15 protein-coding genes are annotated in these 12,704 nt (G+C 41.1%); 7 read left to right on the plus strand and 8 right to left on the minus strand.

Annotated elements, in window-relative coordinates:
* Positions 1 to 12: 12 nt before the first annotated feature.
* On the plus strand, positions 13 to 1,119 hold the full coding sequence (recF, locus tag U3A58_RS03620; protein ID WP_323822024.1) for a DNA replication/repair protein RecF: 1,107 nt from the start codon (positions 13 to 15) through the stop codon (positions 1,117 to 1,119).
* A 165-nt stretch (positions 1,120 to 1,284) separates the two neighbouring features.
* On the opposite strand, the gene U3A58_RS03625 is transcribed toward recF, so the two are convergent.
* The 3 genes from U3A58_RS03625 to U3A58_RS03635 all read right to left on the minus strand — a co-directional run bounded on the left by U3A58_RS03625 (position 1,285) and on the right by U3A58_RS03635 (position 2,995).
* Complete coding sequence (locus U3A58_RS03625) at positions 1,285 to 1,644, minus strand: helix-turn-helix domain-containing protein (RefSeq protein WP_323822025.1); 360 nt, start codon at positions 1,642 to 1,644, stop codon at positions 1,285 to 1,287.
* Complete coding sequence (locus U3A58_RS03630; protein ID WP_323822026.1) at positions 1,622 to 1,939, minus strand: type II toxin-antitoxin system HigB family toxin; 318 nt, start codon at positions 1,937 to 1,939, stop codon at positions 1,622 to 1,624. The genes U3A58_RS03625 and U3A58_RS03630 overlap by 23 nt, the downstream gene beginning before the upstream one ends.
* Before the next feature lie 150 nt (positions 1,940 to 2,089).
* Entirely contained in the window at positions 2,090 to 2,995 is a 906-nt protein-coding gene (locus U3A58_RS03635) for a nucleotidyltransferase family protein (protein WP_323822027.1), read from the minus strand.
* A gap of 277 nt (positions 2,996 to 3,272) precedes the next feature.
* Here U3A58_RS03635 and U3A58_RS03640 point away from each other — a divergent pair, with 277 nt between their 5' ends.
* Both U3A58_RS03640 and U3A58_RS03645 read left to right on the plus strand, forming a co-directional pair.
* Positions 3,273 to 3,611 carry a P-II family nitrogen regulator gene (locus U3A58_RS03640; protein WP_323822028.1) on the plus strand — a complete coding sequence of 113 codons (339 nt, stop codon included), beginning with the start codon at positions 3,273 to 3,275 and terminating at the stop codon, positions 3,609 to 3,611.
* Positions 3,612 to 3,646: 35 nt separating this feature from the next.
* A complete protein-coding gene (locus U3A58_RS03645; RefSeq protein WP_323822029.1) occupies positions 3,647 to 4,876 on the plus strand; it encodes an ammonium transporter in 1,230 nt (409 codons plus the stop codon).
* Between the two features lie 63 nt (positions 4,877 to 4,939).
* Here U3A58_RS03645 and U3A58_RS03650 read toward each other — a convergent pair whose 3' ends face one another.
* Positions 4,940 to 5,128: a hypothetical protein gene (locus U3A58_RS03650; RefSeq protein WP_323822030.1), complete on the minus strand. Its 189-nt coding sequence runs from the start codon at positions 5,126 to 5,128 to the stop codon at positions 4,940 to 4,942.
* 113 nt (positions 5,129 to 5,241) lie between these two features.
* Here U3A58_RS03650 and U3A58_RS03655 point away from each other — a divergent pair, with 113 nt between their 5' ends.
* Genes U3A58_RS03655 through U3A58_RS03665 form a run of 3 tightly spaced genes read left to right on the plus strand, consistent with a single transcriptional unit; the run spans position 5,242 to position 9,114 of the window.
* Positions 5,242 to 6,690, plus strand: a complete 1,449-nt coding sequence (locus tag U3A58_RS03655; protein WP_323822031.1) for a BatD family protein — start codon at positions 5,242 to 5,244, stop codon at positions 6,688 to 6,690.
* On the plus strand, positions 6,690 to 7,775 hold the full coding sequence (aroC, locus tag U3A58_RS03660; protein ID WP_323822032.1) for a chorismate synthase: 1,086 nt from the start codon (positions 6,690 to 6,692) through the stop codon (positions 7,773 to 7,775). The genes U3A58_RS03655 and aroC overlap by 1 nt, the downstream gene beginning before the upstream one ends.
* A gap of 10 nt (positions 7,776 to 7,785) precedes the next feature.
* On the plus strand, positions 7,786 to 9,114 hold the full coding sequence (locus U3A58_RS03665; protein WP_323822033.1) for a dicarboxylate/amino acid:cation symporter: 1,329 nt from the start codon (positions 7,786 to 7,788) through the stop codon (positions 9,112 to 9,114).
* A gap of 69 nt (positions 9,115 to 9,183) precedes the next feature.
* On the opposite strand, the gene fumC is transcribed toward U3A58_RS03665, so the two are convergent.
* The 4 genes from fumC to mazG form a co-directional block, all read right to left on the minus strand.
* Positions 9,184 to 10,584: a class II fumarate hydratase gene (gene fumC / locus U3A58_RS03670; RefSeq protein ID WP_323822034.1), complete on the minus strand. Its 1,401-nt coding sequence runs from the start codon at positions 10,582 to 10,584 to the stop codon at positions 9,184 to 9,186.
* A 75-nt stretch (positions 10,585 to 10,659) separates the two neighbouring features.
* Positions 10,660 to 11,136 (minus strand): hypothetical protein, encoded by a 477-nt coding sequence (locus tag U3A58_RS03675; RefSeq protein WP_323822035.1) that lies wholly within the window; start codon positions 11,134 to 11,136, stop codon positions 10,660 to 10,662.
* Positions 11,137 to 11,151: 15 nt separating this feature from the next.
* Complete coding sequence (locus U3A58_RS03680; RefSeq protein WP_323822036.1) at positions 11,152 to 11,529, minus strand: RidA family protein; 378 nt, start codon at positions 11,527 to 11,529, stop codon at positions 11,152 to 11,154.
* Between the two features lie 51 nt (positions 11,530 to 11,580).
* Positions 11,581 to 12,381, minus strand: coding sequence for a nucleoside triphosphate pyrophosphohydrolase (gene mazG, locus U3A58_RS03685; protein ID WP_323822037.1), 801 nt, complete (start codon positions 12,379 to 12,381; stop codon positions 11,581 to 11,583).
* 72 nt (positions 12,382 to 12,453) lie between these two features.
* Here mazG and U3A58_RS03690 point away from each other — a divergent pair, with 72 nt between their 5' ends.
* Positions 12,454 to 12,684 carry a hypothetical protein gene (locus U3A58_RS03690; RefSeq protein ID WP_323822038.1) on the plus strand — a complete coding sequence of 77 codons (231 nt, stop codon included), beginning with the start codon at positions 12,454 to 12,456 and terminating at the stop codon, positions 12,682 to 12,684.
* Positions 12,685 to 12,704 lie beyond the last annotated feature (20 nt).

The raw sequence follows: 12,704 nt of genomic DNA on the forward strand, positions 1-12,704 counted from the left end.
TTACCCAATCTCATGCACTTGAAGTCTCTCGAACTCTTACAATTCAAAAATCATGAGAAGACTCGACTCCAATTTTCCAGTGAAATAAACTGCTTTGTAGGCTTAAATGGAAGTGGAAAAACCAATGTGCTGGACGGGATTCATTACTTGTCCTTAACCAAAAGTGCAGTGCAATCCAGCGATAGTTTGAATGTCCAACACGAGAAGGATTTCTTTGCGATTAAAGGGCAATTTGAATTGGCAGAAGAAAAGCAGCTGGAAGTGCGGTGTACAGTGGAGCTGGGGAAAAAGAAGCAGATCTATCAAAACGGGAAGGCGCTAGCTAAAACTTCTGAACATGTAGGACTTATTCCTTTGGTCCTCATAGCTCCAGATGACACGGAGCTGATTAAAGGGGGGAGCGATGGTCGAAGAAAATTTTTTGATGGGTTGATATCCCAGCTTGATCATGCCTACCTCGATCAATTGATTCGATACCATCACTTCTTAAAGCAGCGAAATGCTTTGCTGAAGAAGTTCGCCGAAACTGGAAGACGGGATTTGACACTTTTGGATAATTATGATTCAGAGTTAATAGAACTTAGCGTGAAACTTTCAGCTAGGAGAAATGAGCTTCTGACAGAAATGGCTCCCTTATTACAAAGTCACTATTCCGAGATTTCTCAAGGGCAAGAATTAGTCAGCGTAATTTATGAAACTGAGGCATTGCGGGAGGACTTTACTGCCTATTTCAAAAGCCTGCGGAAAAAAGATCTGATCACCAAAAATAGTAATGCGGGAATCCATAAAGATGATTTCGGCTTTATGATAGGAGAGCACCCTATTCGTAAAATTGGTAGTCAGGGACAGCAGAAATCCTATATCATTGCACTCAAATTGGCGCAGTTTCAGATTTTCGAAAATGAAAAAGACGAAAAGCCAATTTTATTACTGGACGACATCTTTGACAAACTTGATGACCTAAGGATTGCTCAACTGATGAAGTTAATCTCTCAGCACACCTTTGGACAGATATTTTTGACGGATGCTAGACCAGAGCGGTCAAAGAAGATACTTTCGGGATTAGATTCTGAGGTTTCTTTCTTTTCGTTGGAGGATGGAAAGACTATTGTCAAATAATTGATTTTTGTGATTCAATACGAATTCGAAATAGATGAAGTGAGATACAAAGATTTTTAAATCATTTGATGAATAGTCATTTTCAGTAGTCTCAGATTCAAGTGCACCAGCAATAAGGCCATAACTTACGTCGGGCATTTGATCAAGTGTATTAATTATTTCTAATCAATAATCCTGAATTAAAACTGAAGCAGGAATCTTTAAAGTAGCATGAAGTTTTCGGATCATTGTAAGGCTAAGCTTTCTTTTTCCTGATAAAATCTCGGATTTTCTAGATCTAGCTCCTAGGATTTTGGTAAGTTCTGATTCAGAAATCCCCGATTGCTCCAAGCGAAATTTAATAGCCTCTATTGGGTGTGGTTTTGGAATAGAAAAATTTTCATTTTCATATTCTTTGATCAATAAAGAAAGCACCTCCAATTCATCGGAAGCCTCTGATCCAGGCTCCAACTCTTGCTGCATCAAGTCGTATGCACGATCAAGTGCCTTTTCGTATGCTTCGTTAGTTTTTATCGGTTTTAACATAGCGGATTATTTTAGCATCGATTTTATCGTATTCCTTGTGCGTACCAAACCAAACGATAAAGACAATTTTTAGCCGGTATTCAATGTCAACGATTAAACGAAAGCTATTACCGTGGATATTGAAGATTACTCTTTCATTTGAGATTATAGAAGCACTTCTGAATTGGGATTTCAGGTTATGCGGGCTCTCCCAATCTACTGAGCTCACTTCTTCATGCCATGAAAGCAAGGACTGTCTAGCTTTTGGGTACGATTCACACCAATCTTTAAGCGTTTTCACAGCAATGACTCTCATAACACTAAAGATAGAATGTTTGTTACCGAATTGGTATCATGTTTTTGAAATTATTTTGTTTAAATAAGATTTCTAAATTATTTTTTAGTCTAAAAAAAGGGGCGTAACAAATACCGAGAAATAAGATAAAGGAGCTTCGGCTCCTTTATCTTATTTCCATAGATCAGCCGGATAATCTCCCGAGTCATGAAGTTTTTTCAGTGAATCGATCACCACAGGTTTATCTTCTGTGTAGGTGACTCCAAACCAGATTTTTCCACCTTCCAATATTTCAAAAGCAGCTTCATCAGCTTGAATTAGATTATTGGCTACTGTTGGGATATAGAATTCAGATTTCAGGTTTTCGAGATTTGCGGGAAGAAACTCATTCCACATTTTTTCGATAGCTGCAAAAACATCTTGGTGGAATCCCCAGAAATTCATGCTCACTGGTGTGTCTTCAGCGATTTCCAATACTTCATCTTCGCCTTTGCTGACTATTTTGTCACCTTCTCTAGCGATAGATGTTCTTTCTACCATTCCGATTAGGTGGCCTTTTTCATTGGTTTCGCAAACACCGCGGCTCACGGTGCCATTTTCGGAAAGCACATTCTGAATCGCATAGCCTACCATCGCGTGAAGATCTGGTTTCACTTCTGAGGTTAGGAATTTACCGATTGCATCAAAAGCTTCTTTGCCGTAAAAATCATCTGCATTGATAACAGCGAAAGGTTCTTTGATTGCATCTTTTGCACATAGTACAGCATGTGCAGTGCCGAAAGGCTTTTTGCGCTCAGCTTGCTTCAATTCCGCGGGAACAAAGCTGTCCAGCGATTGAATAACAAAGTCAACTTTGATTTTGCCTTCAAGTTTTGGTAGAAATTTTTCTTTGGCTACTTCGAGAATTTCCTCTCGTACGATGAAAACTACGTTGCCGAATCCGGCTCTGATTGCATCAAAAATTGAATACTCAAGAATAGTCTCCCCGCTAGGACCAAATCCATCGATCTGCTTATTCCCGCCATAGCGGCTTCCCATTCCGGCTGCAAGTACTAGTAAAGTTGGTTTCTGGTTCATAGTAGGTTCTTAAAACGATGGCAAAATTAAGTTTTTATGTCAGGAGGACAAGAGAATAACTATGCTTCCTGAAAATCTATGGGTTTATAATTGACCTAATATTCAAATTATTGATAGTCTATCTGTGAAATAAAGGTGCTGTTTCCAACCATAATTAGAATAATAGATACAACTATTCACATTAATGGGTAAAAAAAACACTAAGATTAGGAAATAAATTAATTTTCTGTTTAGTTTTATGCCATAATCTCAAAAAACCATTAGACCTATTGAAAAAATGAAAAAAATAGAAGCGATTATCAGGACTTCCCGCTTTGACCAGATCCACTCTTGTGTGGCTGCGCTTGGCGTGAAGTTTCTCACTTTTTACGAAGTGAAGGGGATGGGCTTGGAGCATGCCCGGCTTGAAATGTACCGAGGTGTACCTTATGAGCCCGCCTACATTCCAAGAACAAAGATTGAAATCGTCACAGTAGAGGAATTGGTGGATCCTGTGATCAACTGTATTCTGGCTGAAGGAAAAACTGGTCAGGTTGGTGACGGAAAAATCTTCGTCTATGACGTGCTCGACGCTTACCGTATCAGAAACAGCGATACAGGAGAGCAAGCACTTTAAACTAATTCACTTATTCACCGAACCTATTTTATCTAATGCAAGATTTATTTACCGTCAATAACTTATGGATGATGATGGCCACTACTATGGTTTTCATCATGCACTTGGGTTTTGCCAGCTTGGAAGCTGGACTTACCCGCTCAAAAAACACCGTTAACATCTTATTCAAAAACACAATCATTCCTGCGATTGGACTTTTGACTTACGCTTTTGTCGGCTTCAACCTGATGTATCCGGGAGCAGAATATGCAGGTTCTTTCTTTGGATTTGCAGGCTTTGGACTTACCCTTCCAGAAGGTTGGGATACCAGTAATTACAACGCAGGTTATACCTACTTTACTGATTTCATTTTCCAGGCTATGTTTGCTGCGACAGCAGCGACCATCGTTTCGGGAGCAGTGGCTGAGCGGGTAAAACTTGGGCCATTTATCTTTTTCTCTTTTCTATATGTAGGGATATGTTATCCGATCGTAGGGATGTGGAAGTGGGGTGGAGGATTCCTTAATACATTGGAAACGCCATTTTATGACTTCGCGGGATCTACGATTGTACATTCTGTAGGCGGATGGGGAGCTTTGATAGGTGCGGCGCTCTTAGGGCCTAGAATTGGGAAATACACTTCTCGAGGCATGACAGCGATTCCTGGTCATAATATCCCATTGGCCACATTTGGTGTGTTTTTATTATGGTTTGGCTGGTTTGGGTTCAATGGTGGATCAGTGCTAAGTGCCGATCCAGGATTGGTATCCAAAGTTTTTGTGACTACATCCATGGCTGCTGCTGCCGGAGCTTTTGGGGCACTGATTGTATCTTATTTGATGTTCAAAACCTATGATATCACCATGGTTTTGAATGGGATTTTGGCAGGCTTAGTAGGAATCACTGCTGGTGCTGATCAAATGAGCGTCAATTCCTCGATTATCATTGGATTGATTGGCGGTGGTTTGATTGTCCTTGCAGTTGTTTTCTTTGACAAAATCAAAGTGGATGATCCTGTAGGAGCGATCTCAGTTCACCTAGTCGGTGGGATCTGGGGGACATTGGCTGTAGGGATCTTCGGAGATTTGGCTGGTGTGGGTCAATTTATCTCTCAGTTGATTGGAGTTGTTGCCGTAGGCGCATTCTGCGTTCTTTTTGCAGGTGTGATTTTCTTTGTATTGAAAAAGACTATCGGTATCCGCGTAGATGAAGCAGAAGAAACGGAAGGCTTGGATATCAATGAGCACAGTATGCGTGCTTATCCGGATTTTGCAACAAAGGATTAATTAAAGAAGACCAACTATCATAGATAAAAAAGCCCCGTTCCAGAATTGGTCGGGGCTTTTGATTTAATATGCAGGTTCGAAATATCTATTGAGAATGACCTGATGCATTTTACCAAACATCAGGTAACACCAGTCTTTGAATTCCTGAATTTCAGCGGGTGATATTAATCTTAATCCTTTTCTCAGCTCACGTTCAAACAAATACTTGGAAAAGCTGACCTTTTGTAAGATAGTCTTCACATATTCGATCATAGTCTAAAGAGTTTTGGTTTTTAACTGATTTTAAGTTTTAATACGAAGGCATTTCTACAGATGTTGCGTTATTTTAGAAATCAAAGAGTAGAATATTTCCTATTTTCGCAACCATGATTAAAACGATTGCCCAATTCATTTTCGTATGTGGCCTCTTTCTTATTTCAGCATTGGCTACAGCTCAGGATGTTCTAATTGAGCTGGGATCTGCTGAGATCGGTTTGAATGAAACTTTCACTATCAAAGTAACGCTCAGCAACGAGAAAATTAAGTCTTACGATCAATTTCCAGATATTCCAAGCTTTCAAAAACAAGGGATATCCCAATCTTCTTCGATGAACCTCATCAATGGTCAGATGAGTAGTTCCAACAGTATCATACAATATTACAAGCCCAGTAGAAAAGGCGAGTTTACTTTGTCGTCTTTTGACCTCACTATCAATGGTCAAGCCTATTCTTCTAATGGGAAAAAGATCACCGTCGGAGATGCTGCTAGTGCTACCAATGGTCGTGGCACGGCTACTGATCCTTTTGCTGATTTCTTTGGACGGTCGGCCGTGGAAGATCCAGAGTATGTAGAGATGGAAGACGATGCTTTTTTCTCTGTATCTGTGGATAAGGAAGAAATTTATCAAGGGGAGGGCTTCAATCTGAGTTTGGCATTTTATATGTCTGAGTCGAATCAAGCTCAATTTAATTTTCATCAAGCTGGCAGACAGCTGGATGATGTTTTGAAAAAAGTAAAACCTACAAATGCATGGGAAGAAAATTTCAACATTAGCAATATTGATCCTGAGCAAGTGATCATCAACGGGAAAAGGTGGACAAAATTTAAGGTATATGAGGCTACTTTTTTCCCTTTTTCCGAAGGAGAAATACTTATCCCAAGAATCCCATGGGAAATGATCAAATATAAAATCGCGAAAAACCCAACTTTTTTTGGAGCAAATAGACAGGAAGATTACAAAACTTTCTATTCCAGTCCAAAGACAATAAAAGTCAAGCCACTTCCACCACATCCACTTAAAAATGAGGTGAGTGTAGGGCAGTTTCAACTCAGAGAAAATATCACCTCGATTGAAGTAGAAACAGGTCAGGGGTTTGACTATAATTTCGGTATCAGCGGCATAGGAAATATCAATGCGATCTCTGCACCAAAAAGGATTCCTACTGCCAATCTTAATACTTATGACCCGAACGTACGCCAGCAGATTAATCGTGGATATGGAAGAGTTTCCGGAATCAAGGAATTCAATTACTATATCACGATCAATGAAGCTAGAGAAGTAGATCTTGGAAAGAATTTTGAGTGGGTATACTTTGATCCGGAGCGAGTGGTTTATGACACGTTAAGCCCTCAGGCAAAAATCAGCGTAGTAGGCGAGAGTAAGGTCAATCAGGCGATTTCCAACCAGAGATTAGGAGGGCTATACGATCGTATTTCCACAGAAGACAACCGGTTTTTAAACGAGAAATATAAATACTATTTTACAGTCTCAATCAACGTTTTGCTGCTCTTGGCAGTAGCATTGCTGGCTGTATTGATAATTAGAAAAAGATAATGGGCAATTCATTTGGAAAGCTATTCAAGATCACCACATTTGGTGAATCACATGGGCTAGCTTTAGGGGTTATCATCGAAGGATGCCCGGCAGGACTAAAAATAGACGTGGCAAAACTTATTGCAGAAATGCAACGAAGAAAACCAGGTCAGTCCAAAATTACCACACAGCGGAAGGAAGAGGATGAATTTGAAATCAAATCCGGAGTTTTTGAAGGCCTGACTACAGGCACTCCCATCGGGATTGTGATCAATAATTCAGACCAGAAAAGCAAAGATTACTCTCATATTTCAGATAAATTTCGCCCATCCCATGCTGACTTCACCTACTTCGAAAAGTATGGGCTGAGGGATTATAGAGGTGGAGGCAGAAGCTCAGCTCGAGAAACAGCAGCTCGCGTAGTTGCTGGAGCCATTGCTAAGCAACTTTTGGAAACAAAGGGGATTAGCATCCAGGCTTATGTATCCCAGGTAGGCGAGTTGAAGTTGGCTAAAAGTTATACAGAATTAGACCTTGCAAAAGCTGAAGAGAACATCGTGAGATGTCCCGATCCAGAAGTTGCCGAGGAAATGATTGAATTGATAGATTCGGTAAGAAGGGAGCGAGATACCATTGGTGGCGTAGTGAGCTGTGTGATCAAAAATACTCCAGTGGGAATTGGAGAACCAGTATTTGACCGACTACATGCGGAGCTGGGGAAAGCCATGTTAAGCATCAATGCAGTGAAAGGTTTTGAGTACGGAAGCGGATTCGATGGAGTGAAAATGCGAGGTTCTGCCCACAATGACACCTTTATTCAAGATGGGGATAATGTTCGAACGTTAACGAATCATTCTGGTGGAATCCAAGGAGGTATTTCAAATGGGGAAGATATTTATTTCAATGTGGCTTTCAAGCCGGTTGCTACCATAATGACAGACCAGGCGTCTGTAAATGAGGCCGGTGAAGCGGTGGTAGTTTCAGGAAAAGGCCGTCATGATCCTTGTGTAGTGCCTAGAGCAGTTCCGATTGTGGAAGCAATGGCCGCATTGGTCATAGCTGATTATATTTTATTATCAAAAAGCAATAAACTGCAAGACTTCTAGGCCCATTTATATGCTTAAAAAGATACCCTTACACACCCAAATTATCATCGGACTTGTTCTGGGGTTGATTTTTGGTTTAGTAGTTATCAAGACTTCAATTCCTAATTCCTTCACTATAGATTATATCAAGCCATTTGGTACGATTTTCATCAATGGTTTGAAAATGATCGCTGTGCCTTTGGTATTGGCCTCTCTGATAGTTGGAGTTTCTAACCTAGGTGATGTTTCAAAACTGAGCCGAATCGGCGGAAAGACCATTGGGACCTATTTAGTGACAACAGTTTTGGCAGTGACCATTGGTCTTGTGCTGGTTAATGTTTTTAAACCTGGCAAGAGTTTGCCTCCAGAAACTCGTGAAAATCTGATGAGCCTGTATGAAGGCGATGCAGGTTCCCGGGTAGGACAGGCAGCTGAGCTTCAAAAACAAAGTCCATTACAGCCTCTTGTGGATATTGTTCCAGAAAACGTCTTTAGAGCTACCACTGATAATGCGGCCATGCTGCAAGTGGTATTCTTTGCTATACTAGTAGGTATTGCCCTGTTGCAAGTCCAAAAAAGTAAGGCAGCTCCTGTGATCGCGTTTTTTGATGGAATGAATGAGGTGATTATTCAGATTGTAAATTACATCATGATGATAGCTCCTTATGGAGTGTTTGCCCTGATGGCTTCATTGATCGTAGAGATTGCAGGAGAAAATCCAGATTCTGCAGTCCAGTTGTTGATGGCGCTATTGAAATATAGCTTGGTGGTTTTAGGAGGTTTATTTACTATGATTTTGGTAGTTTATCCGGCAATTTTGATGGCCTTTACTAAAGTGAAATACACGGACTTTTTCAAGGCGATCAGGCCTGCTCAATTGCTTGCTTTTTCTACCAGTTCAAGTTCTGCGACACTTCCGGTTACCATGAAGCAAGTGGAGGAGGAATTAGGTGTGTCTGAAGAGATTTCCAGCTTTGTGCTTCCCTTGGGAGCTACTGTGAATATGGACGGAACCAGCCTGTACCAAGGTGTTGCTGCGGTATTTATCGCACAGGCTTTAGGGATGGATTTGAGCTTGACTCAGCAGCTGATGATCGTCCTGACTGCGACTCTTGCATCCATAGGGTCTGCTGGAGTTCCGGGAGCTGGATTGATTATGCTGATTATCGTATTGGAATCAATTGGTGTTCCTGCTGCCGGTATCGCATTGATTATCGCACCCGATCGTATTTTGGATATGTTCCGAACGGTAGTGAATGTCACCGGGGATGCCACAGTTTGTACGATAGTAGCAAGTACAGAAGGAGAATTGCCAGATGGAATGATAAGAAAATCAAATCCACTCACTCCGAATGATTAAAATATAGTATTCAATAAAAAATGGTTCCATTTTCCGATGGAACCATTTTTTTTGCAAGGGAAAACCGCTTTATTTCAGGCTTCCCGTCATTTCTTCAGGTTTTACCCATTCTGTGAATTGCTCAGAAGTAAGCAGATTCAAAGCGATAGCTGCCTCTCTTAAGCTGGTTCCTTCTTTATGGGCTTTCTTGGCAATCGCAGCGGCATTTTCATAACCAATGTGCGGATTCAAAGCTGTGACCAGCATCAGTGAATTCTCCAGATGCCGTTGGATCATGGTGGTATTTGGCTCTATGCCTACAGCGCAGTGGTCGTTGAATGATATGCATGCATCACCAATCAAGCGGGCAGAAGAAAGGAAGTTAGAAGCTATCAAAGGCTTGAACACGTTTAATTCAAAATGACCATTTGAGCCACCTATGGAAATAGCTACGTCATTTCCCATCACCTGCGCGGCAACCATAGTCAGGGCTTCCACTTGGGTTGGATTTACTTTGCCAGGCATAATGGATGATCCAGGTTCGTTTTCGGGAATCAAAATCTCACCTATACCCGATCTTGGACCAGAGGAAAGCATCCGTGTATCATTTGCTATTTTCATTAAAGAAACGGCCAATTGCTTTAAAGCACCATGAGATTCTACCATTGCATCATGAGCTGCAAGTGCTTCAAATTTATTTTCCGCAGTCACAAATGGCTGTCCTGAAAGCTCAGCAATCTTTTTGGCTACCAGCTCAGAATATCCTTTAGGAGTATTAAGGCCAGTTCCGACAGCTGTTCCGCCCAAAGCTAATTCTGACAAATGAGCTAAGGTGTTTTTTAGGGCTTTTAAGCCATGATTGAGCTGTGCTACATATCCACTAAACTCTTGACCCAAGGTAAGTGGAGTCGCATCCATAAAGTGTGTACGGCCGATTTTTACCACACCCTTGAAAGCTTCAGCTTTTTCGGCTAATGTATCCCTGAGCTTTTCCACACCTGGAATCGTAGTCTCCTTCACCATTTTGTATGCAGCAATGTGCATAGCGGTGGGGTAGGTATCATTGGACGACTGAGACTTGTTCACATCATCATTTGGGTGAATTTTCTTTTTGGTATCTTCCAAAGAACCGCCAAGAAGAACATGCGCACGATAAGCAATCACCTCATTTGAATTCATGTTGGACTGAGTTCCAGAGCCAGTTTGCCAGATTACGAGAGGGAATTGATCGTCATGCTTACCTTCCAAAATCTCATCACATACTCGGCCGATAATATCAGCTTTGTCCTGATCCAACACCCCAAGCTCAGCATTGGTCTGGGCAGCGGCTTTTTTCAAAATCGCAAAAGCATAGGTGATTTCTATCGGCATGCGGTTTTTCTCACCCCCTATTTTGAAATTATTAATGGATCTTTGGGTCTGTGCGCCCCAGTATTTGTCAGCAGGTACCTCTACAGGCCCCATGGTGTCTTTTTCTATGCGGATACTCATTATGATATGGTTTATTGAATCTTTTTGTGGCGCTAAAATAAGTCTAAACGCTATTTTTCCCTAAGAATACAAGCCTTAATCCTTCATTTGGAAATCGATCAGCTGGTGAAAAACTTTTCGCGAAGCTTTCACCTGTCTGTTGAAGAAATACATGGCTACGATATAATTACCTAGGCCAATTATAAAACTAATACTGGCATAGCCGTAATTGGGAAGGAGGAATGAATAGAACGCGGAGAAAGCCAATAAAATAATTGACCAAAATGCGATGAAAAAAAGTGCTCCAGGGAACAAACGGTAATTGATAAATAGAATACACCCTCGGGGAGTAGTTTCTATTTTGCCCAAAATCAGAGGAAGAAATGTATCGGCTCTGTTCACCACTTTTGAAATTCTAAACCCATTTTGTCCTATCAACCCATTGAAAATAATTCCACCCTTGCTTAGTGATCTTTGGTCCAAAAAATTGACCTCTCGCGTCACACGATTCAAATGTCCTAGCACTTCCTCTTTGGAAAGAGCACTGACTAAGGTTTCGCTATCGTAGGGCAAAAGGTTCAAGATTCGTTATTTCACTGCAATACAGGATATTTCTACGTTTACATTTTTGGGAAGCTTACTTACTTCTACTGTTTCTCGGGCTGGAGGGTTCGATTTGAAGTAGTGCCCATAAGCTTCATTGATTGTGCCAAACTCATCCATGTTTTTGATGAAGATGCTGCATTTGACTATATCGCTGAAAGTAAAATCGGCTGCTCTGAGGACTGCTTCTAAATTCTTCATCACCGCGTGTGTTTCCTCTGTGATGTTCTCATTGATCAAGTCACCTGTCTCAGCATCCAAGGCAATTTGACCCGATACATAAAGTGTGTTTCCAGCTATGACTGCCTGTGAATAGGGTCCAATGGGCGCTGGGGACTCTTTTGTAAAAATAATTTTTTTCATTTTATTCTATAGTTATATTTTTACCACTTATCACTATTCACTTACACGAGTTTACTTTCCTTTCGCCTCGTTCCAATATACATCCATTTCTGCCAAGGTCATCTCACTCAGTTTTTTGCCTGAATGCTGAGCAGCGGACTCTAAATATTGGAATCTCTTTATAAATTTCTTATTGGTTCTTTCCAGCGCTTCCTCTGGATTGATATCTATAAATCGTGCGTAATTAATCAGAGAAAATAACAGATCTCCGAATTCTCCGGCAGCTTTATCGCGGTCGATTTCTGCATCATTGGCTGCATTAAATTCCTCTTGGAACTCTTGCATTTCCTCTTCTACTTTCTCCCAAACTTGTTTTTTTTCCTCCCAGTCAAAACCAACGCCACGGGCCTTTTCCTGAATTCGCATAGCTTTGATCACGGCAGGAAGAGATTTTGGGACGCCTCCAAGCACAGATTTGTTGCCTTTTTCGGTAAGTTTTATTTTCTCCCAATTTTGCTTCACTGCTTCTTCGTCCTCAGCCTCGGTATCCCCATAGATATGAGGATGTCTGCGGATAAGTTTCTCACAAAGTGCATCTATTACCGTCTTCATATCAAAGTTGCCTTCTTCTGATCCTATTCGTGCATAAAACACGATGTGAAGGAGGATATCGCCCAACTCTTTTTTGATCTCGCCTGAATCTCCTTCGAGTATTGCATCCGAAAGTTCAAAAGTTTCCTCTATGGTCAAATGTCTGAGACTTTCTGTCGTTTGTTTTTTATCCCATGGACACTGCTCCCTAAGCTCATCCATGATAGTTAGTAATCTGTCAAAAGCAGCCACTTTCTCGGCTCGGGTACTCAAATTTGTCATGGGTGAGGAAACTATGCTTGAATTAGGAACGTTTTCGATCTAAAGCCTTAAATTTGCGCAAATTTATTCGTTATGACAACCGTATTTCTTACACTTGGTTTTGTTGCTTTGTTCTTCATTTTGATGTCGGTGAGGCTGTTATTCCTTAAAAACGGCCAATTCAAGGGGACTTGTGCCTCTCAAAATCCCTACCTCAATAAGGATGGGGGAACCTGTGGCTATTGTGGAAAAACGGTGGATGCCGACAGCAGTTGTGGCAATCCTGACAACGAAGTGGATAAAGTCCTCGCAAAATTCAAGTAATATGACGATCCTGTTAGCTA

Source organism: Algoriphagus persicinus (genome assembly GCF_035156415.1).
GTDB lineage: Bacteria > Bacteroidota > Bacteroidia > Cytophagales > Cyclobacteriaceae > Algoriphagus > Algoriphagus persicinus.

Coding starts and splice junctions, on each gene's coding strand:
- U3A58_RS03690 (WP_323822038.1), top strand. CDS start 12,454: ATGACAACCGTATTTCTTACACTTGGTTTTGTTGCTTTGTTCTTCATT.
- U3A58_RS03665 (WP_323822033.1), top strand. CDS start 7,786: ATGCTTAAAAAGATACCCTTACACACCCAAATTATCATCGGACTTGTT.
- U3A58_RS03630 (WP_323822026.1), bottom strand. CDS start 1,939: ATGAGAGTCATTGCTGTGAAAACGCTTAAAGATTGGTGTGAATCGTAC.
- aroC (WP_323822032.1), top strand. CDS start 6,690: ATGGGCAATTCATTTGGAAAGCTATTCAAGATCACCACATTTGGTGAA.
- U3A58_RS03650 (WP_323822030.1), bottom strand. CDS start 5,128: ATGATCGAATATGTGAAGACTATCTTACAAAAGGTCAGCTTTTCCAAG.
- U3A58_RS03680 (WP_323822036.1), bottom strand. CDS start 11,529: ATGAAAAAAATTATTTTTACAAAAGAGTCCCCAGCGCCCATTGGACCC.
- U3A58_RS03640 (WP_323822028.1), top strand. CDS start 3,273: ATGAAAAAAATAGAAGCGATTATCAGGACTTCCCGCTTTGACCAGATC.
- U3A58_RS03655 (WP_323822031.1), top strand. CDS start 5,242: ATGATTAAAACGATTGCCCAATTCATTTTCGTATGTGGCCTCTTTCTT.
- mazG (WP_323822037.1), bottom strand. CDS start 12,381: ATGACAAATTTGAGTACCCGAGCCGAGAAAGTGGCTGCTTTTGACAGA.
- fumC (WP_323822034.1), bottom strand. CDS start 10,584: ATGAGTATCCGCATAGAAAAAGACACCATGGGGCCTGTAGAGGTACCT.
- U3A58_RS03635 (WP_323822027.1), bottom strand. CDS start 2,995: ATGAACCAGAAACCAACTTTACTAGTACTTGCAGCCGGAATGGGAAGC.
- U3A58_RS03645 (WP_323822029.1), top strand. CDS start 3,647: ATGCAAGATTTATTTACCGTCAATAACTTATGGATGATGATGGCCACT.
- U3A58_RS03625 (WP_323822025.1), bottom strand. CDS start 1,644: ATGTTAAAACCGATAAAAACTAACGAAGCATACGAAAAGGCACTTGAT.
- recF (WP_323822024.1), top strand. CDS start 13: ATGCACTTGAAGTCTCTCGAACTCTTACAATTCAAAAATCATGAGAAG.